The organism is Sphingomonas sp. S-NIH.Pt15_0812 (genome assembly GCF_003951315.1).
In the GTDB taxonomy this organism is placed as follows: domain Bacteria; phylum Pseudomonadota; class Alphaproteobacteria; order Sphingomonadales; family Sphingomonadaceae; genus Sphingomonas.
Genome location: NZ_QLJH01000023.1, coordinates 1 through 26,264, shown reverse-complemented (window position 1 = coordinate 26,264; position 26,264 = coordinate 1). Strand labels below are relative to the sequence as shown.

At 60.4% G+C, this 26,264-nt stretch carries 22 protein-coding genes and 1 pseudogene; 19 read left to right on the top strand and 4 right to left on the bottom strand.

What is annotated here, in order from left to right; translation table 11 throughout:
• Nucleotides 1-169 precede the first annotated feature (169 nt).
• From BRX43_RS20935 to BRX43_RS14480, 5 genes and pseudogenes are all read left to right on the top strand, one after another.
• Nucleotides 170-665 (top strand): annotated as a pseudogene (locus BRX43_RS20935) (hypothetical protein); the annotation flags it as partial.
• A gap of 446 nt (nt 666-1,111) precedes the next feature.
• Complete coding sequence (locus BRX43_RS14495) at nt 1,112-2,587, top strand: O-antigen ligase family protein (protein ID WP_125995807.1); 1,476 nt, start codon at nt 1,112-1,114, stop codon at nt 2,585-2,587.
• Nucleotides 2,584-3,291 (top strand): polysaccharide biosynthesis/export family protein, encoded by a 708-nt coding sequence (locus tag BRX43_RS14490; RefSeq protein WP_241214970.1) that lies wholly within the window; start codon nt 2,584-2,586, stop codon nt 3,289-3,291. The genes BRX43_RS14495 and BRX43_RS14490 overlap by 4 nt, the downstream gene beginning before the upstream one ends.
• 119 nt (nt 3,292-3,410) lie before the next feature.
• Entirely contained in the window at nt 3,411-5,510 is a 2,100-nt protein-coding gene (locus BRX43_RS14485; protein ID WP_241214969.1) for a polysaccharide biosynthesis tyrosine autokinase, read from the top strand.
• Nucleotides 5,511-5,516: 6 nt separating this feature from the next.
• Nucleotides 5,517-6,740, top strand: coding sequence for a hypothetical protein (locus BRX43_RS14480; RefSeq protein ID WP_125995805.1), 1,224 nt, complete (start codon nt 5,517-5,519; stop codon nt 6,738-6,740).
• Here the strand turns inward: BRX43_RS14480 and BRX43_RS14475 are convergent.
• From BRX43_RS14475 to BRX43_RS14465, 3 genes are read right to left on the bottom strand one after another with little or no spacing between them, the layout of a single operon-like run.
• Entirely contained in the window at nt 6,730-7,875 is a 1,146-nt protein-coding gene (locus BRX43_RS14475; RefSeq protein WP_125995804.1) for a glycosyltransferase, read from the bottom strand. The two genes, BRX43_RS14480 and BRX43_RS14475, sit on opposite strands and share 11 nt — an antisense overlap.
• 8 nt (nt 7,876-7,883) lie before the next feature.
• A complete protein-coding gene (locus BRX43_RS14470) occupies nt 7,884-8,447 on the bottom strand; it encodes a DapH/DapD/GlmU-related protein (RefSeq protein ID WP_164523620.1) in 564 nt (187 codons plus the stop codon).
• A gap of 4 nt (nt 8,448-8,451) precedes the next feature.
• Nucleotides 8,452-9,528, bottom strand: a complete 1,077-nt coding sequence (locus BRX43_RS14465) for a glycosyltransferase (protein WP_125995802.1) — start codon at nt 9,526-9,528, stop codon at nt 8,452-8,454.
• A gap of 248 nt (nt 9,529-9,776) precedes the next feature.
• Here BRX43_RS14465 and BRX43_RS14460 point away from each other — a divergent pair, with 248 nt between their 5' ends.
• The 14 genes from BRX43_RS14460 to BRX43_RS14395 all read left to right on the top strand — a co-directional run bounded on the left by BRX43_RS14460 (nt 9,777) and on the right by BRX43_RS14395 (nt 25,784).
• On the top strand, nt 9,777-10,892 hold the full coding sequence (locus BRX43_RS14460) for a hypothetical protein (RefSeq protein WP_206433227.1): 1,116 nt from the start codon (nt 9,777-9,779) through the stop codon (nt 10,890-10,892).
• Nucleotides 10,893-10,942: 50 nt separating this feature from the next.
• Complete coding sequence (locus BRX43_RS14455; protein ID WP_125995800.1) at nt 10,943-11,929, top strand: NAD-dependent epimerase/dehydratase family protein; 987 nt, start codon at nt 10,943-10,945, stop codon at nt 11,927-11,929.
• A gap of 34 nt (nt 11,930-11,963) precedes the next feature.
• Nucleotides 11,964-13,061 carry a glycosyltransferase gene (locus BRX43_RS14450; protein WP_164523619.1) on the top strand — a complete coding sequence of 366 codons (1,098 nt, stop codon included), beginning with the start codon at nt 11,964-11,966 and terminating at the stop codon, nt 13,059-13,061.
• Between the two features lie 24 nt (nt 13,062-13,085).
• Nucleotides 13,086-14,678, top strand: a complete 1,593-nt coding sequence (locus BRX43_RS14445) for a right-handed parallel beta-helix repeat-containing protein (protein WP_125995798.1) — start codon at nt 13,086-13,088, stop codon at nt 14,676-14,678.
• A gap of 55 nt (nt 14,679-14,733) precedes the next feature.
• Complete coding sequence (locus BRX43_RS14440) at nt 14,734-16,290, top strand: hypothetical protein (RefSeq protein ID WP_125995797.1); 1,557 nt, start codon at nt 14,734-14,736, stop codon at nt 16,288-16,290.
• Nucleotides 16,287-17,147, top strand: coding sequence for a glycosyltransferase family 2 protein (locus BRX43_RS14435; protein ID WP_125995796.1), 861 nt, complete (start codon nt 16,287-16,289; stop codon nt 17,145-17,147). Before BRX43_RS14440 ends, BRX43_RS14435 begins: the two co-directional genes overlap by 4 nt.
• A gap of 265 nt (nt 17,148-17,412) precedes the next feature.
• Nucleotides 17,413-18,813 carry a sugar transferase gene (locus BRX43_RS20930; RefSeq protein ID WP_241214968.1) on the top strand — a complete coding sequence of 467 codons (1,401 nt, stop codon included), beginning with the start codon at nt 17,413-17,415 and terminating at the stop codon, nt 18,811-18,813.
• A 202-nt stretch (nt 18,814-19,015) separates the two neighbouring features.
• On the top strand, nt 19,016-19,966 hold the full coding sequence (locus tag BRX43_RS14425) for a hypothetical protein (protein ID WP_125995794.1): 951 nt from the start codon (nt 19,016-19,018) through the stop codon (nt 19,964-19,966).
• Entirely contained in the window at nt 19,876-20,811 is a 936-nt protein-coding gene (locus BRX43_RS14420) for a sugar phosphate isomerase/epimerase family protein (protein WP_241214967.1), read from the top strand. Before BRX43_RS14425 ends, BRX43_RS14420 begins: the two co-directional genes overlap by 91 nt.
• A complete protein-coding gene (locus BRX43_RS14415; protein ID WP_125995793.1) occupies nt 20,798-21,793 on the top strand; it encodes a hypothetical protein in 996 nt (331 codons plus the stop codon). Before BRX43_RS14420 ends, BRX43_RS14415 begins: the two co-directional genes overlap by 14 nt.
• An 11-nt stretch (nt 21,794-21,804) precedes the next feature.
• On the top strand, nt 21,805-22,953 hold the full coding sequence (locus BRX43_RS14410) for an FAD-binding oxidoreductase (protein WP_125995792.1): 1,149 nt from the start codon (nt 21,805-21,807) through the stop codon (nt 22,951-22,953).
• On the top strand, nt 22,950-23,351 hold the full coding sequence (locus tag BRX43_RS14405) for a GtrA family protein (RefSeq protein WP_241214966.1): 402 nt from the start codon (nt 22,950-22,952) through the stop codon (nt 23,349-23,351). The genes BRX43_RS14410 and BRX43_RS14405 overlap by 4 nt, the downstream gene beginning before the upstream one ends.
• 43 nt (nt 23,352-23,394) lie before the next feature.
• A complete protein-coding gene (locus tag BRX43_RS14400; RefSeq protein WP_125995791.1) occupies nt 23,395-24,204 on the top strand; it encodes a glycosyltransferase family 2 protein in 810 nt (269 codons plus the stop codon).
• 38 nt (nt 24,205-24,242) lie between these two features.
• Nucleotides 24,243-25,784: a hypothetical protein gene (locus BRX43_RS14395; protein ID WP_125995790.1), complete on the top strand. Its 1,542-nt coding sequence runs from the start codon at nt 24,243-24,245 to the stop codon at nt 25,782-25,784.
• Between the two features lie 307 nt (nt 25,785-26,091).
• On the opposite strand, the gene BRX43_RS14390 is transcribed toward BRX43_RS14395, so the two are convergent.
• Nucleotides 26,092-26,264 (bottom strand): integrase core domain-containing protein (locus tag BRX43_RS14390; RefSeq protein ID WP_206433231.1); only part of this gene is annotated, 173 nt, incomplete at its 5' end.

Here is a 26,264-nt window from a genome sequence, read left to right as displayed (position 1 = left end):
GGCGGCCTGACGGATCGCCATGGCCGGTGGAAGACGGTGCACCCGCGTGTCGGCCATTGGGGCCATGCCAGCGTCTGGGAGCGGATGTCCAAGGCGCTCATCGCCGACCGAAGCAACCCGTATCGGACGATCGACGGCACCGTTATCCGCGCCCACCGGCAGGCTGCGAGTGGAGAGGGTCCTCAAGATCAGGTGCTGGGGCGTTCCCTAGGATGCGACAAAGCCGGCGCTGGCGGTGCAGATGACCGAACGTGCGATAGCGGCTGACATGCCCTTCGCCCGGGGTGCGGCGGACGCGGTTTACAGCGGCGGCGACATCGAGCAGGCGTTGCGTCGTGCCGGCAAGGGCTATGGGATTGGGCCCAAAGGCGATCATCGCTTCGGCTCATGGAGCGATACGCACGTGGTCTCAGATGCGGCTGCACAGATCGCGCGCAAACTCGTTCCTGGTGCCCGGCCGGCTTGACCATCGAACCCGTGTCGGAGTGGAAGGACATCGCTGGGCGATCAAGGACGGCTTCGCGATGGCCGAGAGCGAGCTCGGCCTGGACCATAACGAGACCCGCTCGTGACATGGCTGGCCCCGCCACGTCTCGCTTGTCGTGCCCGCATTCGCGATGCTGGCGACCATCCGCACCCGCGCCAATGCTACGTCCTTCCAATAGCCTGAACGAGAGCACGGACCCGATCCGCTGCTTCATCCGCGACATCCGCCGCATCGTCATCGAGCTGGCGCCGCACCGCATCGAACCCCGGCACGTTATCGCATGGTCGTGCTGGCGGCATGCTCATCAGGCTACCGCGCAGGGTCAGGCAGGTCGGGTCGTTCGATCTGCTCGATGCGGCGGATAGCGACGGCCCCGTCAATGTCGCAACCGCTATACCGCGATGGCCCATTCGGTTGGTGACGCTGGCCATGGCCGGAGAACCGACCTGGCATCATCCGGAAACTGTCGTGAACCCAGCCTTCGTCCGTGCCAATGACGTGCAGCGGCTGACGGGAAGCAATGTTTGATGGCGAAGGATGCTACCCGATTGGGCATCGATCCCATCGTCGGATACGATAGAATGGATGCTTGCTTAGCGAGCCGGTTCCAGGAATGAGGGGGCCATGATGATGAACGTCCAATCCCGGCATTCCCGCCGACGTCGGCGGGGGCGGCTACCTTTGTCGGCATCGCAGGGGGGCTGGCTGCCGCTGGCGCTGTTCTGTGCGGCGTTCGTCGTGCTGGCGCTGGGTGGTGGATCGAACCGGACCGATGTTCTTTCGCTGCTCTATGTCCGACCGGCGCTGGTGCTGGTGTTGGTCGGCGTGATTTTGTTGGTGCCTAGCGCGGAGTTGAAACCGTTGCGCGTGCCGCTGCTGTTTCTTCTATGCGGTGTCGCACTGGCGCTGATCCAGCTCATCCCGCTGCCGCCCGTGATTTGGACGGCGCTTCCCGGACGCGAGCTGATGGTTGAGGCGGCACAGGCGCAGGGTGTGGCTCAGCCCTGGCGCCCGATCTCGCTGACCCCGGATCTGACGGTTCAGGCGTTGCTCTGGTTTCTCGCGCCAGCATGTGCGTTGGTCGGATGGGCCGCCGTGCCGTCGGACGGTCGGCGTCGCGTCCTGTTCGTCTTGTTAGGCGTGGCGATGGTGAGCGCGCTGCTCGGTGGGTTGCAGGCTGTACAGGGTGTCGGCAGTCCGCTGTATTTGTACCAGCGGACTTACGAGGGCAATGCGGTGGGCTTTCTCGCCAACCGCAACCATCAGGCGGCTCTGCTGGCCGCGATGCTCCCATTGCTTCGTATTGTGACGCTGCTTCCCGCGACCACGCCGCAAGTCGCCCTTCGCCGCCAGATTGCGTCGGGGTTATGCGCGCTGGCGCTCATCCCGTTGATCATGCTCACCGCATCGCGTGCGGGAATGGGGCTGATGGTGGTCGGGATCGTCATGGCCGCCATGATGGCCCCATTGGCGAGTGGGCGCCGGGGGAAGCTCCTGTCTTGGGGGCTTCTGATCGGTGGCGTGGCGATCGCTGCCTTGGTGTTCTTCTTTGGTCGTGCGCTGGCGCTTAATCGACTGTTCGAGCTCAATGCGCTGGACGATCTGCGGCTACGCAACACACCCCAGGTCCTGAAGATGACTTGGGACTTCTTTCCGTTCGGCAGCGGTCTCGGTTCGTTCGATCCGGTGTTCCGTATCCTGGAACCCGACATCCTGCTGCGCCCAACGACCTATAATCACGCACATAACGACTTTTTCGAAGTGGCCATGACCGGTGGTGTGGCAGGCATCGCCCTGATGGCCGCAGGACTGGCATGGTGGCTGCTGGCCGGATGGCGGCTGTTCCGAAGCCGCGGCCGCGTGGGGACCAGCGGGCTGATGGGGCGTGCCGGATGGAGCGTCATGCTGATCTTGATGCTGGCGAGTACGGTCGACTATCCGCTGCGCCCGCCCTTGATGGGGTTCATCTTCGCGGTGGCCGCGGCCTGGGTCGCACAGGCGCTGTATCGGGCTGCCGATAGAGCCTCTGCTTTACAAAAAAGCGAAGCGGGGATAGGCACGCCAAGTAGCGTCAAGTCTTACGAAGAGCTTAATCCTTGAAAATAAGAATTTTTCTTTCCGGCTTGTTAAGCTTGGTGCTGAGCGCGTGCGCGAGCCATTCGGTTGCGCCTCGTTCTGATCTGACGGTCGTGCAGTCGCACGACCTGCCTCCACCGGATACGACCGATCTTATCCTGCCGCAGCGTGCCTTTGTGATCGGCCCGCTGGATCAAGTGTCGGTCGAAGTATACGGTCTGCCCGAACTTAGCCGATCGGTACAGGTGGACAGTTCGGGCCAGATTTCCCTTCCCCTGGTTGGGTCGATCCAGGTCGCGGGCAAGACCCCGGCTCAGGTTGGTCAAATCTACGCCGATGGGTTGAAGGGGCGTTATGTCCGCGACCCGCAGGTTACGGTCAATCTCACCGACACCGTGTCGCAAAATATGTCGGTCGGTGGTGCGGTGGGTTCCCCCGGTATTTATCCCGTCATTGGTCGAATGACACTCTTGCGGGCATTGGCACGTGCGGAGGGGATCAATGAATTCGGCAAAGAGAATGAAGTTGTCGTGTATAGGCGCGTCAATAACAAGGACATGGCTGCGTTGTACGATGTGCGTGCGATCCGTGCCGGAGCCTATGCTGATCCGGAAATTTACGCGAACGACGTCATCGAAGTAAGCGAGTCGCGTGGTCGCCGGATTTTTCGTGACGTGATTACCGCGTCGCCGCTACTGTCCGTACCTCTCCTCAGAATCTTGCAGTAAGCCGAGGCTCCGAAATTCGCATGAACGTATCTGGAATGTCGGCTGGAACCGATGATGGGACCGTATCGCGATGGCTCCCGCAGAAACAGGCTAACGCTGAGGGAGGGCGGTCCGAGCGCATGACGCTGATGGCGGAGGCGTTGAGCATCTTCCGTCGCCGCAAGTGGTTGATCATCATGTGTGTCGCGATCGCGGTGGTGGGTGGTATTCTGGCCACCCTGCTCGCGACGCCGCGTTATACGGCAAGTGCGACCATCGAGATTCAGCGGGAGACGCGCAATTTCACCATGGTGAAGGGCGCGGAAAACAGCGACAGCGGCGGTGCTGACATGGAATTCTATCAGACCCAATATGGGCTGTTGGAATCCAAGTCGCTGGCGCAACGCGTTGCAAACCAGCTGCGACTATCCGAAGATGCCAATTTCTTTCAGGCATTTGACAAAGGCCATGCGGATCGCTGGTTCGCAAACGGACGCGTCGTGGCTGGGGCGTCCAACCGCGAAGAGCGTACCATTGCCGCTGGCGATGCACTTCTAAAGCATTTGTCGATCGATCCTGAGCGTATGTCGCGTCTGGTGCGTCTCAGCTTCAGCGCTCCCGAACCAGCCTTCGCCAAGAAGGTTGTGGACGCATGGGCCACTCAGTTCATCCAACAGACGCTTGCCCGCCGGTTCGATACGACAGCCTATGCCCGGCGCTTCCTGGAGCAACGTCTTGCGCAGTTGCGTGTACGGATCGACCAGTCGGAACGTCAGCTGGTCGATTATGCCTCGCGTGAGGCGATCGTAAATCTGCCGGGCGAATCGGGCACCAGCGGTGGCGAACGTCCGCTCGTGGTGGACAATCTGTCGACATTGAACCGTGTTCTGGCACAGGCCACGGCCGACCGCATCGAAGCGGCCAGTCGTCTCGACAATGCTCGCGGGGGTCAGAGCAGCGAAGCACTGACCAATCCGACGATTTCGCAACTTCGCACCCAGCGTGCCGGCCTGATGGCGGATTACGCACGCATGATGGTGCAGTTCGAACCGAACTACCCCTCTGCCGTGGCATTGCGTCAGCAGATCGCTCAGATCGACAAGATTCTCTCGGGTGAGGAAGGTCGTGTCGGGGGATCGCTGCGCAAAACATATCAATCCGCACTTGATCGTGAAGAACAACTCAAGCAGCGTGTCAGCACCTTGGAAAAGCAGGTGCTGAACTTCCGCCGTCGCAGCATTCAGTACAATATTTATCAGCGCGACGTGGATACCAACCGCCAGCTCTACGATGCGTTGCTGCAGCGTTACAAAGAGATCGGTGTCGCTGGTGGTGTGGGGGTGAACAACATCTCCGTCGTTGACATGTCCGAACTGCCGGCCCGTCCTTCAAGCCCGCGACCGTTGATCAATCTTGCCATCGCGATCCTCGCAGGTACGATCCTGGGCGGCGTGATGGCCATTGTTGCCGAACAGATCGACGATCGGGTCCGGGACCCTGCCGATGTCGAGCCGATACTCCATGTGCCTTTGCTGGGTACCATCCCCAAGGTGCGCAATGGCGAGGTCGGCAATGCCGTGATGGACACGAAGTCTGCGCTATCCGAAGCGTATATCTCGTTGCGCGCGCGGTTGGCCTTTTCATCGGATCATGGTGTCCCAGCGAGCTTGGCTATCACCAGTTCGCAACCAGCGGAGGGCAAGTCCACGACCAGCCACGTCCTGGCACGCGTTCTGGCACGGAGCGGCAAGCGCGTTCTGCTGATCGATGGAGATATGCGCTCGCCATCGATCCATCATTTGCTCGAACTGCCGAACACGCACGGGTTGAGCAACTATCTATCGGGCGATGACAATCTGGCGGGGCTGTGCCATCGCGACGGCACCGAGGGGCTGGTGATCATGACCGCCGGCCCGCAGCCGCCGAGTGCGCCCGAACTTCTGACCGGCGAGCGCTTCGGTCAACTCCTGGAGCGCGCTGGGGCGGATTTCGATCATATTGTGATCGATGCCCCGCCGGTGATGGGGCTGGCCGACGCATTGCTGATCGGCAGTGCGGTGGAAGGCACGATGTTCGTGTTCGACATAAAGTCCACGGGCCGCAATACCGCTCGCGTGGCGATCGGCCGCCTGCTCGCATCGCAAACGCATGTGCTGGGCGTGGTTCTGACCAAATATGACAATAAGACCGGGACCTATGGCTATGGCTACGACTATAGCTATGGGGAAAAGGCAGCCTGATCGATCATGGCGCAGCAGGAGACGATAAAGGGGACGTCCGTACGGATCGACTTGCGTCGCATCCTGATCGCGGTGGCCTTCGGTCTGCCACTTCTTTGGCTGTCGATCGCGGTAACGCTGTCCGGGATCTATGCCCGTCGCAACCCCGATGTCGTCCTCGCCTGGTGGCCTTGGTCGGCTGATGCCGCCGCCGCCAAAAGCTCACAGCTTGTTCTGAGCAACTCCGATGCAAGGGGATTGGCGGAAGCCAGCCAACTGGCGGCCGCCGCCTTGGACCGCCAGCCCGTCAACCCGATTGCCGCGCGTTCGCTTGCGCTCAGTTGGTCGCTACGGGGGCAGCGAAGCGCGCAGGCCGACCGGTTGCTTAAATATAGTGAGACCTTGTCGCGGCACGACGGGCCGACACAGCTCTGGCTTATCGAATCCCATGTGCAGCGCGGCGATATCATCGGGGCGCTCGTGCATTATGATCGTGCATTGCGAGCCGAACCCAATTTACGGGAACAACTGATCCCGGTTCTGACGTCAGCCGCGGACGATCCAGCCATCGCACGGCCGCTTGCCGCGTTCCTCGCGCGCAATCCGTCGTGGCGATATGACTTCATCGCCGCATATCTCCCCAAGGCCGAGAATCCCGTCACATTGGGGATATTGCTTCCGGCGTTCCTACTCGATCCCCGTTCCGGGGTGGATCGCCCGTATCTGGGCGTGGCCATCTCAAAAATGGTCGCTCTGAGGCAACCCGCAATGGCGCTGCGCTTCTATCGTCAGATCGCCCCTACCGCCAAAGGACGAGAACGGGTCAATAATTTCGACTTCGCTCGCGACCCCGGGCCACCACCTTTTGATTGGTCGTTCAACGCCCATGACGAGCTGATCGCATCGCGAGAGCCTGCGGAAAACGGCGGCTCTCAGCTGCGCGTCAGTGTTCCCGCAAGCGCGGATGAGTGGGTGGCACGACAGACCGTGCTACTCGATCCGGGCGCCTATCGGCTTGGCGTCTCGGTAGCCAACGATGCGGCAAACGGCAGTGTCCTGACCGCAAGGTTGACCTGCGCCGGGGGCGCGGCGTTCGTCTCGCAACCGGAAAAGAACGGTCGGATCGCGACCGACATCGTGGTTCCGGCTTCCGGTTGCGATACGGCCTTGCTTTCGTTGGATGTGCGTGGCGGCCTGGACGGACCGCCCAGCGACTATATGATCTCGCGGGTGTCCCTCATCAGACGCTAATCGGTACGGCAGGACTTTCGGTGATGACCTGTTCCCAGCGGTCGACGATCGCGTCGACCCGGTAATTCTGCGCCTTCTGACGCCCCGCTGCGCCGAGGTCTTCGCGCAATGTCCTATCGTTGATGAGTGTTTGAAGATGCGCCGCGAAGGCGGCCGTATCGCCAACATCGCAGATCAGACCGCAGCCCTCGGCAATCTCCAGGGTACCTGGACCGGATGCGGTGGTGACGATGGGCACGCCACAGGCGATCGCTTCGAGCGCGACCATGCACAATCCTTCGAAGCGTGAAGATAAGGCATAGATGGACGCATGGCTGAGGGCCTGTTCCGCATCCTGGGTCGGTCCGTGGACCGTGACGCTGTCTTCGACATTCAGATGCGTGACCGTGGCGTCGATCAACTCGCGCTCAGGTCCGTCGCCATAGATGTGAAGATGCCATCCCTCACGCGATGTCACCTTGGCCCATGCCGTCACGAGGTGGTCGAATGCCTTTTGATGATGATAGCGTCCAAGCGCCACCACCTGCTGCGCACGACGGGCGGGAAGATGGGCGGGGAAGAAGGAAACCGGGTTCGAAACATAGGAAACGCGCGAAAACCCATCCATCGCAAACCGCTCGGCGTCAGCGGCCGTAAGGGCCAGAAAGCGGGAAGCGCCCGAGCTTACGGTACGCAACCGACTGAGGTCCGAGGTTCCTGTCAGGGAATCGAAGGAATTATGATATTGAATCAGTAGCTTGGTGTCTCGCAATTGGCTTTCCGAGGCGAGTTTTGCCGTCAGGGAGTCGAACGCGATGACGGCGGCTGGCCGTAATGTTTCGACCTGTTCGCGCAAGAACCGCCGCGCGCGACGTTGTGCCAGCCAACGCAGGCGTAACAGACGGCGACCCTGAAGATGCAATGGTCCGAATTTGATTCTCTGTATCAGGCGGGACAGCGGGCCTTCGCCGAACAGACGATGTCGTTCGACCGCGGGATCCACGAATCCTTTGCCGCCGTTCAAGTGCAGCGCGGTGACAACGACGCGGTAACCCCGTGCACGGAATGCGTCGATCAGCGTGCCCATCACGCGCTGAAGCCCGCCCAGAACGTCGGGATCGTCGCAGAGAAACAGGATGGCCTGTTGATCTTTCATGATCCTACCTACCAGAACCAATTCTTGTTTGCCGCCGCGTCCAGCCGATAGTCCCGCACGACCGGACGATCGCGCAGCTTTCGCGCAGGCACGCCGCCAGCCAGAATCCAAGGCTCGAGATCCTTCGTCACGACCGAACCCGCCGCGACGACCGTACCCTCGCCGATGCTGACGCCCGGCAAAATGATCACACCGGCGCTGATCCAGCAATGTGAACCGATCCGGATGGGCGCCTGTACATAGGCGAAATCCGGGGATTGCCAGTCATGTTGAGCGGTCCAGATCTGAACGCGGCTGTTGATGCTGGTGTGCGCTCCGATCGTGATCCCGCCGCGCGCGTCCAGGATGACATCCTCGGCAACGAAGATATCGTCATCCATGGCGATGCGCCGGGCCACGCGGATCTGAAGCCCGTGATTGATCGCCACGCCGGCACCGATCCGGGCGCCCATCATGCGCAGGCATAGAATCCGCACGATATTGACGGGGATCACCTGAACGACGTGGTACAGAGAGGTTTCGAGTGACCCGGCGATCAGGCCGAGTTTGCGGCGGAGCAAGCTCTTCGGCATCGGATCAAGCGATGACGACAGGCGCGATCGGCGCGACGCCGGACACAGGCCGTGCATAGAGGCGGGCGATCGCCGTCTTGAAAGGGTCGGGATGTTCGGTCAGCCTTTGTAGCGCTGTCTCGTCCATCGCCAGCCCGACACGGACGGCCGCCTCGAGCGCGTCGAGATCGCCCGGCGGGACGGCGATGCCGCCCAGCGCCGGCAACTGGTTCACGAGTCCACCAACAGCGAATCCCACCGGCAGCGTGCCGCGAGCCGCCGCGACGGGCGGCACGCCGGACTGAGTGGCGGAATGATAGGGCAACAGCGCAACTTTCGCCCGGTCCATCATCGCGATCATCTCCTCGTCGGTCACATGGCGATGCTCGACGGTGAAGATGTCCGGGTGCTCGGCCATGGTTTTGAGCAGCGTGTCGGGAACTTTGCCCTTGCCCGCTAGGGTGAACCGAGCCTCGCCCCGCATGCGTAATCCCAGTTCGACGAAATTGTCGATGCCCTTATAGGGCTCCATCCGACCGAAGAAGAGCACCTCCTGCGCCTTTCGCAGCGTCTTGGCACGACCGAAGGATTTCGGCAGATTGGGCAGGGGGAAGACGTGGATCGGCCGGCCGGAACCATCCGCCACGATATCGACATGGGCCTTGTCGTGTATGTTCAGTTCGCTCGCGAGCCGACGTGACAGCAACCCGATCTTATAGGTGGCGACCTCCAACTTGGCACAGGGATGGGGCAGGGGATCGTGAATGGTCACGACACCGCGCATCCCGAGCAATCGCGCCCACAGCATCGCCCAGACCGCCAACGGGCGGTTCTCGCCATTGATGACATGCAACATGTCGAACCGCCCGCGCAACATCGTCCAGGTGATACGCAGGAAGGTCAGCGGGTTCACTTGCGCCCAGGCGGTGGAAAGCTTGCCGCCGCCGCCGATCCGGACGATGGGATAGTCTGTTTCCACATCGACATGGCTGGGTGCGATCACCGTCACCTCAGCCCCGGCCGCTTTGGCGTCGTCGAGCAGACTTTGAAGATACAGCCGCATCGCAATCCGGACCAGAGGGGCCAGGACGAGTACCTTCATCATTCACCTATGGACTGAATTCGAACGACGCTGGCCTTAGCAGTTTGGGCTAGGCAACGATAGTAGCTGCCCTGGTCCCACCCGGCGGTCGATTGCGAAATCCGTACGGAATGGCTATCTGCCCGTGCCGCGTGAGACTCCGAGGCTATTCGGTCTGCAGTGAAGGTGTTTGGAAGGTCGCATGCGTATCGTGCATTTCAGCGAAATGATGAAGGACGGCGATCAAGCGCGCCGCCGTGCGGTGGCGGATGCTTAAGCGTCCTTCTACGGGGCTACGCAACCTTACCATCATCGTGACCTGCGTGGCGTTCGTCGTGTTCGTGTTCCTGGCGCAGACGGTGCTGGCGGCGATCCTGCCCAGTCAGGGGAACGACGCCGAAACCGTCGCCAAAATGTCATCGATGACCGCCTCGGCCGAGACGTTCGATGGCTATGCCGCTGTATCGCTTATCTACGCCCATACCAATGAAGCGATACGTATGGCGATGCTGATCGTTCTGGGTGTCGCAACGATCGGCTTGTTGTTGTGGTGGCTGCGTCTGCCGCGAACGCTGACACTGGCGCTGGCCTGTCTGGTGCCCGCATGGCTGCTCTACCTGCCGCTATTTACCAAGGACACGTTCGTCACCCCGGTGATCATCGGCAGCACGCTGGTTCTGACCGGCTTTCAGCGAAATCTCAGCCTCCGTATCGGGCTGACCAGCGCATTATATCTGTTATATGCTGTCATATTCCGGCAGTATTTCATCATAATCCTTGCGGTTTGGCTTGGCCTTCTCGTGCTGCTGAGAGTCAAGTGGTACTGGCGCATCATCATATTGGCTGTCGTGCCGCTGCTTGCGATGCTCCTGCCCGACAATTTGTATGAAACATTACAAATGCAGCGTGACATCGTGAATTATTCGCGACTTGGTGGGCAAGGGAATCGTACCGCGTTCATGAACCTGGTTCAGCCGGACGGGCTTAGGACGTTTCCCATAAACTATCTGTACGCAGCATGGCGTCTTAATTTCCCTATCTTCGTTGGTGGTGGACTCAAGGAAGCTTATCTGTTCGTGATGCTGTGCATCTATACATTGCTCATGATCAGTGGTCTTCGCAGTGGGAACTCGCGTGTCAGCTGGCCAGCAGCGTTGTTCTGCGCCCATATGTTGGTGTTGAACATTTTCGAACCGGATCTGGGCAGCTATCTACGACACCTCAGTACGGCGCTGTTGTTCCTCGCGCCCAGCCTGGCGATGTGGGACAGGTTGTGGCAGGCGTCGCTGCTGTCTGGATCGGGCGGTGGCGGCACGCCGACCCCATCACGATCGGAACACTCCGCACGTGCAGGCAAGATTGCGACGGTGCATGCCACATTGTAAGACCGGGGCCGGTAGCGCCCCTTGCGTTTCTGTTGCAGCATTGGCGGCGTATGACACTGATTGAAAAGACGCCTGCCACATCCCTGAACAATGAGCCGCAACGACTGCTGCTTTTGGGCGGAACGGGATTTATCGGAGTCAACCTTTCGCACGCGCTAACGGCGGCGGGGCATGACGTTCTGATCGCTGGTCGCAGGATTGGCCCCGATCGGGTGCCTGCCGGTACGCGGCCGATCGCGATCGGGCTGGGCGATGTGGATGATCTTGTTGCTCTGATCACGAAGGAACGGATCGATGCAGTGGTCCACCTCGTGTCGGGCATGAAGCCGTCCAGTACGCTCGCCGACTATCTGGTCGAGCGCGAAACGGTGTTGACCCCGGCATTGCGTCTGGCGGACGCGCTGGCGGGGCTAGGCACCCGGCTGGTGTATTTCTCCTCTGGCGGCACGGTTTACGGCATACCCTCCGGCGACAATGCCGCAGAGGCGGATCCGTGTGGACCGATCAGCTTTTATGGTCAGTCCAAGTTGGAGATGGAAACACATCTGCGTTTTCTGCAACGCACACGCGGGTTGCGGAGCCTGATTATCCGGCCGTCCAACCCCTATGGACCGCATCAGGCGCTGAACGGCGCGCAGGGACTGGTGTCGGTGCTGTTCGGACGCGTTGCCGAACAGCGTGGATTGGAGGTCTGGGGCGACGGTTCCAGTGTCCGTGATTATATTCATATCGATGATCTCACCGCCACTACCCGTGCTCTGATCGAGCGTGGCTGCGAAGGAGCGGTGAATGCCGGTAGCGGGGAGGGGCATTCGCTCCTCGACGTGGTCCGGATCGTGGAGCAGGTGACCGGGTGCGAGATACCGCTGTCTTTCCGTCCCCCACGCGCCGTCGACGTACCGCGACTGGTGCTGGCCGTCGATCGACTGCGCGGCATGGGATTGCATCGATCCCGACCGCTGGCGCAAGGCATTCGAGATTATGCCGTCGCGATCGGCCTTATCGATGCTGCCCCGGCGACCGCGGCGTCCAACTGACCAAGCGGCACAACCAACCTATCTTGAGGGCTGCATGAAAATTCTTCATGTGACGGAAATCGTCAAGGGCGGGCTGGCTTCGCATCTCGACGAAGTCATCCCGGCCCAAATCGCGCGCTACGGCCGCGACAATGTCCGGCTCATCGCCCCTGCGAGCCAGATGAACTATCTGAGCGCGACGACGAACTCGGTGTGCCGAACCTTCGAGGATGCACAAGTCGGACGCCTAGGGAAGACTCTGAGGCTGGCTGGCGCCGTCAGGCATGCCGTCCGCGATTTTTCGCCGGACATTATCCATGCGCACAGTACCTTCGGAGGAGTGGCGACCCGTGCGCCCTTCCGGATCGGATTTAGTCGGACCCCGACGATCTACTGCCCCCACGCATGGTCGTTCGCGATGGACGTCGCGCCATGGAAGCGTCGAGCCTATGCGCTGGTAGAGCGTATGTTGCTGAGCGTGACCGATGTGGTGGTGAACGAGACGAACGAGGAGCGCGATCTCGCACTGGCCTTTGGTCTGTCACCGGAAAAGCTGCGTGTAATCGCCAACGGCATGGCCCCCGAACCCGGTGCGTTCGTTCCGCGTGGACTTGCCGCGCCGGGTGAGGAAAACGGGCTGCATCTTCTGTTTGTCGGTCGCTTCGCACGCCAGAAGGGGCTGGACCTGCTGCTTGAGGCGGCGCGGCGATGCGACGATCCCGCGGTCGTCATCCATGTCGTGGGAGAGGCGGATGACGACTATGATCCGACCGCCAATGGCGTTCCGCCGAACGTCCGGCTGTTGGGCTGGGCGACACGCAGCGACCTGACCGCCTATCTGATGGCCGCCGATGCACTGGTGATGCCGTCGCGCTGGGAAGGAATGCCGATGATCGCATTGGAGGCGATGCGCGCGGGCCTTCCGATCATTGCCAACGATATCGAGTTGATGCGCGACATCGTGACGCCCGATACCGGCATCCTCATCGATGCAAATGATCCAGACGCGTTCGCGAAGCTGTTGTCGACGCTCGATCGTGAGCGGTTGCGCACGCTGGGGCAGGGGGCGCGGCAAGCGTTCGAGGCCCGCTTTTCGGTCAATCGACAGGTTGATGCGTTCGACCGGCTCTACAGCGAGGTGTTACATGGCTGAGATGGTTCAATCGGAGTGTGGCGCATGATCGATCCCTTGGCCCGGCGGTCGATGCTGCAGAAGGTCGCGATGCTGACGACGATCGGCGCGTTGGGGGCATCGGTTCAACCTGCGGCGGCAAGCGGTACCGGTGGTGCGACCAAAGGGGCGTCACCCGTCGATCACGGCGCAGACCCCACCGGTCGGCGGGACGCGACCGAGGCCTTGCAGCGCTGGCTCGCACAGGGAGGCGAGTTGGTCCTGCCAGCGGGCAGCCGATTTGCCGTGTCCGATACCATCTCGGTCCGTCAGGCGAACACCCGTATCAGTGGGCGCGGAAGCCTTGTCGCCCGCCCGGGTGCGCTGGTGAACAAGACGCTGCTGGCGGTCGAGGCGGATGATTGCATCCTCGACGGGATTTACCTGGAAAACCCCGATCGTATCGCCGCGGCGGATGGGTTGCAGAGTTTCGGCATCGAACTCTTCGGCCATCGAAATCGCGTGCTGAATTGCACCATACTCGATTTCCAGATGTGTGTCGGGGTTTCGCCGACCGGTGAATTCTACGACAATGTCTTCGCCTTCAATCATTGTCGTGTTCTCGGCGCGGGCCGGTACGGCGAAGGAAAGGGCGAGGATCGCGGCGACGGCATTGCCGATTTCGGCGCACGTACCCGGATCATCGCCAACATGATCGAAGCGGCCAGTGGTCGTAACGGCGTGCCGAACGACTGCCGGATCGGCATCGATGTCGAACGACTGCCGGGCTATGAACTGGATGCCACGGGCGTGGACAACAATTCCGCATCGGAGATCATCGGCAATATGGTGATACCGTCACCGGACGGCACCGGTCGATTCAGGCGCTGTTATTCGGTAGAAGGCATTCCCTATTGCCGGGTCATCGGCAACTATGGCCGTGGCTGGACGTGGGACGGACTGTGGCTGGTGGGTTCGAGCGACCATTCGATCGTCTCCGGCAACACGTTCCGGCAAGATCTGATCGGTCACAGTCGTGCCGGTGCCGAATGGCAACCGGACCGGGCCGCCATCCTGGTTTATGCCACAGGTGGGGTCACGTTGCGCGATGTGCTAGTGTCGGGCAACATGATCGACATGGCCTCGGGTGACTTTAACGGCATCCAGGTGCGAAGCGCGGGCGGCCATGTGTCGGGCGTCGTGATTTCCGACAATGTCTGCACGATCACCCGTTCGGTAGGAAAAGCCGCCCCCTGCGGCCTGCTGGTTACCGATGCCCGTGACGTCCAGCTAGTCGGCAATAGGATCGATGGTCCCTGGCAGCACGGAGTCCGTATCCAGGACTGTCCGGATGCCGAAGTGGCGATGTGTCGAATCTCCGGTGCCAAGGGGTTCGCCATTTCGGTTCAGGGGGCGTCGGTCCGAATGGGGCAGAACAGCATCGGCTCGTGCGAAGGAGGAATCGAAAGCGCGGGCAATTCCGAATATCTGATCGATGGCAACCATTTGAAGGACGTTCGCGGCTTCGGCCTGAGCCTGGTCGATGGCGGCAGCGGCATCGTCAGCGGCAACATCGTCCGCGGGGCGCCGCTCCGCGTGTTGAAGCTGGGCAACACATCGGGCACCCGGTTCGTCGGTAATATCGGGCTCGCCGAATGACGACATTCCACGTCGTCTCTCATCACCGGACGCAAACACTGTCGTGACTCCGAAAGTGCATGCCACCGCAGGCCTGGTCGCATCCAATGCGGCATGGAATCTGGCGCGCTATGTCATCAACTGGATGGTATTGCTCGTCGTTCCGCCATTCCTGATTCATCATATGGCGAACGACGCCTATGCGACCTGGATGCTGCTTCTGCAGATCGCCACATATTATTCCATGGTCGATACCAACATGCAGACGACGGTGGCGCGTTTCACCGCGCGATCGGTCGCGCGGGAGGATCGCGATGATCTGAGTATCACGCTGTCGAGTATTCTCGCATTCCTGATCATTCTGGCGTTCAGCATCCTTCTGCTGGGTCTGGTGGCAGCGGCGATGCTTGGGGTGGTATTTCCATCCATCCCGCATGCTTTGCTGCCGACCGCGCAACTCAGTGCCGTGATCATTGTCGGCGCACTAGCCGTTTCGCTTCCGTGCGTTACGATCGTGGGCGCGTTTTTGGGCTATCAACGTAACCATGTCGTCACGGTCGCCATTGTGCTGTCAAAACTGGCCAATGGCGTGGCGATGATCCTAGCGGTTATGTTTGGCGGCGCGCTGATCAGTCTTGCTGTGTGTTTCGCTCTGACGACGCTGATGGCGCCGCTGATCTACCTTCGTTTCTGGTCCCGGTTCCATGGCGCGGTCAAATTGAGACTGGTGGCCGTGCGGGCGACGGTCGTGCGTGAATTCGCCGGCTATTCCGGTGCGGTAGGCCTCGTTACGATGTCGAGCATCCTCATGTCCGGCCTCGCATTGCCGATCGTCGGCATCTATGATTTTGCCGCTGTGCCGGCTTTTTCATTAGCGTTTGCTTATGCGAACATGTTGGTGATCCCGCAGGCCGCAATCCTGGCTGCGGCATTGCCAATGTTATCGGGGCGCAGCGTCGACAATAATCCGGTGGCGATGGGGGATATGCTCCTTCGCTTCGCACGGTTCTCAAGTATTTCCCTTGCGCTGTTCACGGCGGGGCTGATGATTATAACCCCGTTTTTCTTGCGTTTGTGGATCGGTCCGGTACTTGCCGAGCAGGTTCGGCTACCTGCATTGCTGCTAATGCTGGCTCAGTTCGTCGGCTTGAGTACGCATCCGTACCGAATTGCCGTATTGGGGGTTGGCCAGGTCATGAAGACGATCCCCGCCATCCTGATCGAGGGCGTGACCAGCATCATCCTGTCCCTGGTGCTGGTGCGCTGGTGGGGCGGCACGGGCGTAGCGATGGCGATCCTGTTCGCCTCGCTGATCGGGGTGGCGGGCCAGTGCCTTATCAGCATGCCTCGAACGACAGCGATCATCTCACGGCCTCTGGCCTATACCGCCGCGGCGCTCGGTCGTCCGTTTCTGGCAATCCTGCCGATGATCGCAGTGACGACCCTGTTTTGGAATGATCCGCTGTCGATCACTGCCACGGCGGGCATCGGTATCGTCGTGCTCGGCGCAGCGCTGTCCTTTGTCGTCTATTTCAATCTGACGGCGTCGGAGCGCCAGGCGGGTCATTCCATGGCGCTGGCGGGTATCCGGCGATTCCGCCGACGAATAACGCCCACGGAGCGTAGCGAATGACCGGAGTTACCAGTGCGATCGTCGTGACATTTCATCCCGACGACGACGTCGACCGTAATCTTCGCGCACTCGTAGCGGAGGGCGGCCACGTGGTCGTCGCCGACAATGGATCGTCTCCCGCCGAACTTGCGGGGATCGAGGCACTGGCAAACGCCGGTGAATTGACGCTCATCAAGCTCGGGCGCAATGCCGGCCTCGGTGCGGCGCTGAATGCCGGCTTGCGCGAAGTGCGTGAACGCGGGAGTCAGTGGGTATGTCTGTTCGATCAGGACAGCCGGATCGCGCCGGGTTTCATCGACGCGATCACGACCTTCGCCGGTGAGGCCGAACGGGCGCTGATCGTACCACGCTACATCGATCGTTCGACGCAGGAGGAAATTCCGTTGCTTCGGATTGGCGATGGGCCGGTAGAGGCGGTGATGACGTCGGGGATGACGTTGAGCTTGGCGGCGGTTGAAGAGATCGGCTTGTTCGATGAGGGGTATTTCATCGATTGTACCGATTACGACTATAGCACGCGGGCGCGACAGCTTGGTTACGCATTGCTGCAATGCAGTAATGTAACCTTGTATCATGCTCCGGCGAAGCGGAAGAAGGTCGTCGTCCTAGGCCGAACGATTTGTACGGTGTCGCACTATACGCCAAAGAGGCGATACTATATTGCCCGCAATTCTATCTATATTCTGAAAATGAGCAGGATGTTTCCCGGTCTGTATCGTAGCCTGTTGCGCGCGACGATTGCGGAAACGGTAAAGGCGATGCTGTTTGAAAAACACCGTTTGCGTTCCGCTGGTATGATATTGCGTGGTATCAGGGACGCTCGTCGTCATGTGACCGGTCATACTGTGAAGCTTTAGATCCCTCGTCGCCCGCATATCCCGCAGTATATAGCTCAGACCCATAGTCTGCCTGCCGGATGCGCGGTCATGACCGTCGCGGAACGTGCTGTTGGCGATGCCGTTGCCTATGACCATGACCACTTGAACTCGCCAATGCGTGCTGTATCAGGGGTCGTCAGCCTGACCATACCTAGCGGTTTGGCCATAATTTGGCATTGAGCGAAGCCTTCGGGCGACGTTAAAACACGAGTTGCTTGCTGTGATTAGGATGCCGAACGGTGCCTTGGCACCCACGATCGAAACCGGTCCGCAGACGCTCCCCCTGTCGGAAACGGGCAATCACGATGGCGTGACTTCCAAACGAAGCCTGAGGGCTCGCCTGCTCACCTATCTCGTATTGCTCGATCTCGTGACGCTATGCACCGGCATGATGGCGGCGTCCTGGTCGTATCTGGGCAGTATCGGTCACGAGCGCTTGCTGATGTTGCTCCCGCTCCTCCTGCCGGTCTATTATCTCACCGCGATCCGGCAACAGGCCTATCGTCTTGCGATCGTCATCCATCCGTCCCCCAGTATGCGGCGGGCCTGCCTCTCGCTGCTGACCGCAATGCTGATCGTCATCAGCATCACCTTCGTGCTGAAATCGTCGGACTCGCTGTCTCGCGGTCTCGCGCTGGGTGGTACGCTTGGCAGTTGCGTGCTGTTGATCATAGGACGATATTATTTTGCGAGGCTCGCCTATGCCGTGCTGGATGGCAGCCCGGAAAGCGAAGTCGTACTGATCGAGGATTTCGATCCGCCGATCGGCTGCACGTCTTACAAAATCGATCTCAAGACGTTGAATATCGTGCCCAATATCAACGATCCGGCCATGCTCGACCGGATCGGCCGGTTGCTCCACGATACCGATAGGGTGATCCTTGCCTGCCGGCCCGGACGTCGCGGCGTATGGGCCGCCGCGCTCAAGGGGGTTGGCGTCAATGTCGAGGTTCTGACCCCCGAACTGGACGCGATCGGAGCGATCAGTACGACTCGTTATCACGATATCGCGACGACACTGATCGCCACGGGCCCGCTCAATGCCGTCGATCGGGTGATCAAACGGTTGTTTGACCTGACGGTGGCCTTGTCGACGCTGATTCTGCTGTCTCCTTTGTTTCTGGGGCTGGCGATCCTCATCAAGCTGGATTCGCCGGGGCCGGTGCTGTTCGTGCAGGATCGCATCGGCAAAGGTAATCGCATGTTCCGGATGTTCAAATTCCGCAGCATGCGCAACGATCTGCTTGATCATACGGCCAGCAAGCTCACCACCCGCAACGATGCCCGCGTCACTCAGGTCGGTCGGTTCATTCGCAAAACCAGCCTGGACGAACTGCCGCAGATGCTGAACGTGCTCCGGGGCGACATGAGTATCGTGGGTCCCCGACCTCATGCGACCGGCGCCCTGGCGGGTAAGGTTCTCTATTGGGAGGTGACCTCGCACTATTGGAGCCGACATGCGGTCAAGCCCGGTTTGACCGGACTTGCACAGGTGCAAGGTTTTCGCGGCAATACAGAGACGAGCGACGATCTGCTGAACCGTGTGCAGGCGGATCTGGCCTATTTGGAGAATTGGTCGATCTGGCGCGATATCATGCTTGTCCTGCAGACCTTCCGGGTGCTGACCCATCGTAACGCGTTTTAAGGCGGTAGGACGGCCACGGGGACGGTAGAAGTTGCAGGGGAACGGAGTCGGGTTCCGGCGACCCTTCAAATCCATGCTGTGTGGAGGTCAGGTCGGATGACATCGCCCGCATAGGCTGCTATCCGCCCCGTCGTCATGGGACGTTGAGGGTAGAACGGTCGCGATGATTGTGCGGCCGCGATCGTTGGCAAGAGGGACAATCGTGGACGCATTGATCGGTTATACTGGTTTTGTTGGCGGCTGCCTGCGCGAACAACGTAGTTTCGATCAATATGTAAACCGTAGCAATATTGATGCGCTGGCAGGCGCGTCATTCGACACCGTGGTCTGTGCCGCCGCGCCGGGATCGATGTTCGAGGCCAATCGTGATCCCGAACGTGACGAACTGCATATCCGGTCTCTAGCCGGTCAACTGAGCCGGATCAGCGCCAAGCGTTTCGTATTGATCTCGACCATCGCCGTTTTGGAAAAATTCAGCGCGAACAGTGAGCAGGAAGCACGATACGAAACCGAGCTTGCCTACGGTCGAAATCGGCGCGCGCTCGAAGTCGCGATGGCCGATCATTTTTCGGAAACGCTGATTGTTCGCCTACCTGCCCTTTTCGGGCCCGGGCTGAAGAAGAATTTCTTGTTCGATGTTCTTAATCCCATGCCATCGATGCTGCCATCGACGCGACTGGCGGCCCTGACCGCGACACTGGGAACGGAGGATGCCGAGCTGGTCGGGCATTTATATCAGTACAGCGCGTCGTTGGACATGATGGTGCTGGACCGCGCGGGGTTGCAGGCGTCGGGGCGACGTTCGGCGCTTGATGCTGCGGTCGAGGCGGCGGGCTTCGCGGCAAGCGGATTCACCAATCCCGACAGCGTGTTTCAATTCTACAACATGGCACGTCTATGGGGTGATATCGAGCGAGGACTGGCAGGGAATCTTTCAGTCTTGCATATCGCTCCTCCTCCGTTGAAGGCCGCATCGGTCTATGCTGCGGTGAACGGCACACCGATGCCGCGTCATAATGCCCGCCTGCATGCAGAGGACATGCGAACGGCTTATGCCGCCTTATGGGATCAGGAGGGCGCCTATATGGCGACCCCCGACACGTTGTTGAACGAACTGGCCAATTTCATCGCCGCGCAGCGGGCTGTCGCGTGAAATTCGCCGTGTCCAACATCGCATGGCCCGTCGATCGCCTGACAGAGGCCTATGCAATGCTCCGCGATCATGGGGTTGCCGGATTGGAGATCGCACCGGGCTTGTTCCTCGCCCATGCCGCCGATCCGTTCCGCCCGTCGTCGGATGAACTTGGTGCCGCGATCGATGCGGTCAGGGACGCAGGTCTGGAACTGGTATCGATGCAGTCCCTGCTGTTCGGCGTCGCCGATGCGGCCTTGTTCGAGGGAGCGGATGCCCGCGAAACGCTGGTCGCCGCCATGCACAGAGCGATCGACCTTGCCGGGCGTCTGGCCATTCCGACACTGGTATTCGGCTCGCCGCGTCAACGACGGATTCCCGCCACACTGGATGAGGAGCAGGCCGCCGCGATCGCGATCGACCTGTTCCGAACGCTGGGCGATCGGGCGGCCTCCTGCGGCACCCGGATCGCCATGGAACCCAACCCGGCGGCCTATGGCACCAACTTCCTGAACCGGATGGAGGAAGCAGATGCCTTTGTCCGCCGTGTCGACCATCCTGCCATCGTGTTGAACTTCGATATCGGGGCCCTGCACATGGAGGGAGATTTCGCGCGGATCGAACGGATTGCGGCGGATACGATCGATCGCATCGGCCATGTCCATATCAGCGAACCGCAATTGGCTCCCGCACCGGCCGACGTCAGCCAGGCGGCGCATGCGTTGCGCATTTTGCGGGATGCCGGCTATCAGGGTTGGTATAGTATCGAGATGAAGGCCGCCATGCCGGACTCGCTGGACGCGCTACGCCGCTCGCTCGACATTTTGGAACAAGCCGTACAGGAGGCGACCAATGTCGTCGCCTAGGCCACGCGAAGACATACTGGTATCGGTCTGCCTGACCGAAGCTCCGGCCGATGTCGATGCGCTGGGCCGGCTTGAGGCGTTGATGATCGGGCTGGGGCAACGTTTCCGTTACTTCGAAGTGCTGGTCGCGATCGATGCGGAACAGGGTGATGCGGCGATGCTGCGCGGCCTCGGGGCCAATTTGCGCATATTGACGCTGCGCACCGGTATCTCCTTCTATCGCCGTCGCGCTGCGGTGGCGATGGAGGCGATCGGCGATATCGTGGTGCTGACGACGCCTACGGAACTCGCGCTGTTCGACATTCTCCACATGATCGACGATGCCATAGCGTCGTCGTCGATCATCGTCGGTCGTCGCGGGCAGGCGAGGATGCTCGATCCTGCCCTGTCCGCGCTAGGCAGGGGGGCCGGCTTCCGGGTCAGTACGCGCGACATGCGAACCGCTGCCTATCCCCGCACTTTATTGAACCGACTTCTGGCCCATCCCGATCACCGGCTGGCCCTGCGCTTCGCTCCGATCGATGCGAGTATTCCCGTCCGTGAGCACCCCCCGGAAAGCTTGATCCCACGCCCGCGGGAAGGACGTCTGCACCGTCTTAAGCTATTGCATCGTCTTCTAATCAGCTCGGCACCCGCCGTGTTGACGGTCGTGGCACTGGGTGGGTTGCTGGCTGCGGGGGTCGCCTGCATCTTCACGATTTACGTCATCATCGTCTGGGCGACGTTCGACAAAGTCGAACCGGGCTGGCTCACTACCTCGCTTGCGCTGAGCATGACGGCATTGTTCCTGGGCATCGCCTTTCTGGGCCTCTCGATCGGGCTGCAGAAGCTGTTGGAAGCGGTGTCGATCGCCACCGACGACGATGTGGTGGGCGAGGCCAGTTCGATCGATTTGTTCGGCAAGGTGATCGAAGAGCTGAATGTCGAAGTCGAGTTCAGCCGTAACATGAATCTGGCCGGGCCGGGGCCAGCGCATCCGTGACCAGATGCACGATGCAAGTCGATTATCTGGTGATCGGCGGAGGGTTCTATGGCTGCGCCCTTGCCCTTTTCCTGCGGTCCTTGTCCCCCCGGGTCATGCTGGTCGAGGCTGGCGGGGAATTGCTGGGCCGCGCATCGCGCGTCAATCAGGCTCGGGTGCATACCGGATTTCATTATCCGCGCAGTGCGCTGACCGCGGTAAAGTCGATGGTACTGCACCGTCGCTTCGCAGAGGATTTTCCCGAAGCGGTAGTCGACAATTTCCAGATGCTGTACGCGATCGCGCGTCGCGGTTCCAAGGTTTCGGCCAAGCGATTTCACCGCATGTTCGAAGACATGCGCGCGCCGATCATGCCCGCAACGGCATCACAGTCGGCCTTGTTCGACGCCGATCGCATTGAACAGGTCTTTTCTTGTACCGAATACGCCTTTGACTATTCCATCCTGCAGCGTTTCATGGCTAAACGCTTGGCGGTATTGGATGTCGACGTTCGTCTTGAAACGGCGGTCACGGGACTGATCCAGCGGCCAGGTGGCGTCGTGTGCGCCCTATCCTCTGGGCAGGAAGTCGAAGCGCGCTATGTTTTCAACGTCACCTATGCACAGATCAACAATGTGTTGGACATGGCGGGGCTGCCCAACGCGGCGGTGAAACACGAACTTGCGGAAATTGCTCTGGTTCAGGTTCCCGATGAACTGAACGGCTATGGTATCACCATCATGGACGGACCTTTCCTGTCGTGCATGCCTTATCCGGCAGCCGGACTGCATTCGCTGACGCACGTTCGTTACACGCCACAAGCCAGTTGGACCGATCAATCCGCCGGGCGATCGGCCTATGCCGTATTCGATGCGATGACTCCGGAATCGCGTCATCGCCACATGTTGCTCGACAGCCAACGCTACGTGCCCGCTTTGGCCCAGGCACGCTGGGAACGATCCCTGTATGATGTCAAGACGGTGCTCATCAAGAACGAAAATGATGATGGCCGCCCGATCCTTTTCCAAAGACGTCCGCAGGATTCGAGAATAGTGTCTGTTATGGGAGGAAAGATCGACAATATTTATGATCTTTTCGAAATCATGCGGTTGAGCGAACCGGAATGGGCAGGCGGTACTGATCGCTTGGTCTATCCACGTACCATCATGGGATCTGCGTGACGAAGCTGTTCGCCCATCCGATCGTGCGTTTCGGGATCGTCGCGTTACTGGGGCTTGCAGTCGATCTCGGCACGGCATGGTTGTTGGCATCCGGGGGGCTACCCTTGCCGGGTGCCGCTGCGGCCGGGTTCGTCGTCGCCGCGATCGTGAACTATGTCATTCACGAACGCTGGACGTTCCAAACCGAGGCGCGCCTTTCGGCCGCCCGTGGCGGCATTTATCTTGCGGTCCTGATCGTGACGCTGGGTATCCGGGTCGTCGTGGTCGCCATTCTGGAAGCTGCCGTTTTCCCAGCCCCGCAACAACGCGCGCTGCCATTGCTACTGGCCGTAGCCGTATCGTTCCTCGTAAATTATAGCCTGAGCAAGCGGTTTGTCTTCATCAGGGGCGAGCGTTGAACATTCTGTCACGAATACGCTCATCTTCAGAAAGTTTCCTAGCATGAATAACGCGTTGCGATCTCAATGGCAGGTGCCGGCCGGTCGCGAGGATTGTTTCGACGCCAAGCGTCATGCCCATGCCCTGGTGATTCCCGTCATCAATGAAGGGCAACGGATACGCGCCCAACTCGAGCGGATTGCGGCAGCCCATCTGCCGGTCGACGTGATCGTCGCCGATGGAGGATCGACCGATGGATCGCTCGACGCCGATTTCCTGCGTGCCACCGGGGTGCGCGCTCTGTTGACGAAGACAGGGCCGGGGAAATTGAGTGCGCAGTTGCGCATGGCCTATGCCTGGTGTCTAGACGCGGGCTATGACGGCATCGTCACCATTGACGGCAATGGCAAGGACAATGTCGAAGCCGTCTCGCTGTTCGTGGACCAATTGAATGCGGGCTACGACTATGTTCAGGGATCTCGCTATCTGAAGGGCGGCGCGGCTGAAAACACACCGCTCGAGCGGACGATCGGTAACCGCATGATCCATGCTCCAATGCTTAGCATCGCCGCGCGGCACTGGTTCACCGACACGACCAATGGCTTTCGCGCCTATTCGGTACGCTATCTGCTCGACCCTCGTGTTCAGCCCTTCCGGGATGTGTTCGCCCGCTACGAGTTGCTGTTCTACTTGACGGTTCGAGCCAGTCAGCTGGGGCTCAAGGTCGGCGAAGTTCCAGTCCGTCGCAGCTATCCGGTCGGTGAGCCGATCCCGACCAAGGTAACCGGCACCAGCGCCAAGCTGCAGATGCTCAAGCAGACGTTTCGTGCGGCGCGTGGGACATTCAATCCATCGACGGGACAGGACGGATGAACGTGACACCTGCCGGACGCAGGCCGATCGGTGCCGGCTTGGCGATGCTGCTGATCGCTTTTTCCCTCTTCAGCGCATTGTCCGTGCCGCTGGCGACACCGCTGGTCGATCCCTTCCATGAAGGCGAATATCTTTCGCCGCAACTGTACTTTCTCGGTAGTTCCAACGGATTGCCGTTGCTGATTCACGGCATGTTGAACTATGCGCCCGCACGATGGGCTGTCGCCCTTTGTGGATCGGATCATGTCGTGATCTGTACCCGGGCCGCCAATATGTGGCTGGCCGCCACTGCTTCGGCAATATGGGCGCTGTCGGCCGCAGGATTGATGCGGTCCCGTCAGACGGCCTGGCTCGCTGGATTGACTGCCGGAATGCTGCTGTTGCTGTTTAACGGTACACGGATAGATTCCGTCGGCCTGCATCAGGGCGCGCCATCGGTGCGCGACCTCCTGTTGCTTTGTGAACTCGCCGCGCTGCTGGGCGTGCTAAAATGTAGACGGCCTTATCTGTTGGGATTGTTGTTCGCTGTTGCCGGCATCGCGGCGGCCATTGGCTTGTTCTGGGCCTATAGCCGCGGATTGGTTGGGATCGTCATTTTGGCGAGCGGGCTGGTGCTTGCCTGGTATGCAGGTCGATCGCCGAAGACGATCCTTGTCGCGCCGATCGCATTTTTGGCAACCCTGGCGGGAATGTACCTGCACGATCCGGCAATGTTCGGTCAGCATATTGCCAATATTCGATATTGGGGGCAGCATCGCGAAATCTGGACTCGTCCCTTCCCTGTACACGATATGATGTTCGGCGTCGTCTATGTCGGCTTGATTGCCGTCGGGGTGCTGCGATCATTCCAACTTCATCTTGCCGCACGCCGTGGCGAGGCGGCGACCTTGCTGCTTCTGATGATCCCGGTGGCGGCCATTTACTACCAGTCGATCAACCGATCGGACCTCAGCCACCAGATGTGGGCCGTGGAATTCGCTTATCTGCTGGTGGTCGCATTCGTCGCTACCCTTGCTTGGCCGCTGCAACTGTCCACGCGATGGTACTCGGCTGCACTGGCTGCCGTCGGTGCCATGATATTGCTGGTCTTGGCCATTCACGCAGTGCGCCGGCCCAATAGCCTTGTCGCACATGGCTCTGGCAGCAACCTTGCCCTGGCAACTCGGCCCATGCCGAACGATGAGGCGCTGGAGGGGAACACGGCTCGCCTCATCGGCGCCATGCTGCGTTCGACCGGGCAGCATTGTACCTATGTAATGAACAACACCGGGGTCTATTATGAAGCGGCGGGCCTGCCGCCATGCACTTCGTCGATGTACCCGATCTATGTCGCCAGAGGCGACGAAGAAGCACGGATCATCGCCGACTTGGAACGCACTCGTCCGCTTCTGATCATAGGTCATGACGGTAGCTGGAGCGATGCGATGGATGGCAAGTCGATTGCGGATCGTACTCCCTTGCTATCGGCCTGGCTCGATCGGCACTATCCTGTGTCGGGCCATGTCAATAAGGTCGAAATACGCCGTCGAAGCGACACCGGAGAAACTGGGCGGAGGATTGTCGAAGCCGTACGATCCTGAACTGGTCTTCCTAGGCTCGGCGAACACGTTGGATTAGAGCGGTTTCCGATCAGGTTGGATCATCGGCACGGCGGTGATTTCGGTTCGGGGCAACGCGCGCGAAGGGAGCGAAGCCGAAGCATCGTGACCGACAAGCAACGCCGCCCCGGATCGAAAGCGCCCCGCCGCGAAGCGGTCGCCCGCAGGGTGATGACGGTGGTTCAACCTGATCGGAAACCGCTCTAGTCGGTATAGGTTGTTTCCTCGGCCCATTCGGCGGTGAGGCCGCCGAAGTGAGCAGCCCCCATCGGGTGGTCCGGGTTATTAGTTAGTGCATTGTCGTCTCCGCCGCCATTGCCGGTCGTAGGTGGAGCGAAGCGGAACCGGAGGCCGGCAATGGCGGTGTCGCCGCTTGTGGTGCGGGCGGCCGGTAGCCCAGGCTGCTGTGCGGCCGGACGGTGTTGTAGTGACGGCGCCACGCCTCGATCAGTACCCTTGCTT

Coding starts and splice junctions, on each gene's coding strand:
- BRX43_RS14480 (WP_125995805.1), top strand. CDS start 5,517: ATGGCGCAGCAGGAGACGATAAAGGGGACGTCCGTACGGATCGACTTG.
- BRX43_RS14445 (WP_125995798.1), top strand. CDS start 13,086: ATGATCGATCCCTTGGCCCGGCGGTCGATGCTGCAGAAGGTCGCGATG.
- BRX43_RS14415 (WP_125995793.1), top strand. CDS start 20,798: ATGTCGTCGCCTAGGCCACGCGAAGACATACTGGTATCGGTCTGCCTG.
- BRX43_RS14455 (WP_125995800.1), top strand. CDS start 10,943: ATGACACTGATTGAAAAGACGCCTGCCACATCCCTGAACAATGAGCCG.
- BRX43_RS14400 (WP_125995791.1), top strand. CDS start 23,395: ATGAATAACGCGTTGCGATCTCAATGGCAGGTGCCGGCCGGTCGCGAG.
- BRX43_RS14470 (WP_164523620.1), bottom strand. CDS start 8,447: ATGCCGAAGAGCTTGCTCCGCCGCAAACTCGGCCTGATCGCCGGGTCA.
- BRX43_RS14475 (WP_125995804.1), bottom strand. CDS start 7,875: ATGAAAGATCAACAGGCCATCCTGTTTCTCTGCGACGATCCCGACGTT.
- BRX43_RS14495 (WP_125995807.1), top strand. CDS start 1,112: ATGATGATGAACGTCCAATCCCGGCATTCCCGCCGACGTCGGCGGGGG.
- BRX43_RS14435 (WP_125995796.1), top strand. CDS start 16,287: ATGACCGGAGTTACCAGTGCGATCGTCGTGACATTTCATCCCGACGAC.
- BRX43_RS14450 (WP_164523619.1), top strand. CDS start 11,964: ATGAAAATTCTTCATGTGACGGAAATCGTCAAGGGCGGGCTGGCTTCG.
- BRX43_RS14485 (WP_241214969.1), top strand. CDS start 3,411: ATGACGCTGATGGCGGAGGCGTTGAGCATCTTCCGTCGCCGCAAGTGG.
- BRX43_RS14460 (WP_206433227.1), top strand. CDS start 9,777: ATGCTTAAGCGTCCTTCTACGGGGCTACGCAACCTTACCATCATCGTG.
- BRX43_RS14420 (WP_241214967.1), top strand. CDS start 19,876: ATGGGATCAGGAGGGCGCCTATATGGCGACCCCCGACACGTTGTTGAA.
- BRX43_RS14410 (WP_125995792.1), top strand. CDS start 21,805: ATGCAAGTCGATTATCTGGTGATCGGCGGAGGGTTCTATGGCTGCGCC.
- BRX43_RS14465 (WP_125995802.1), bottom strand. CDS start 9,528: ATGAAGGTACTCGTCCTGGCCCCTCTGGTCCGGATTGCGATGCGGCTG.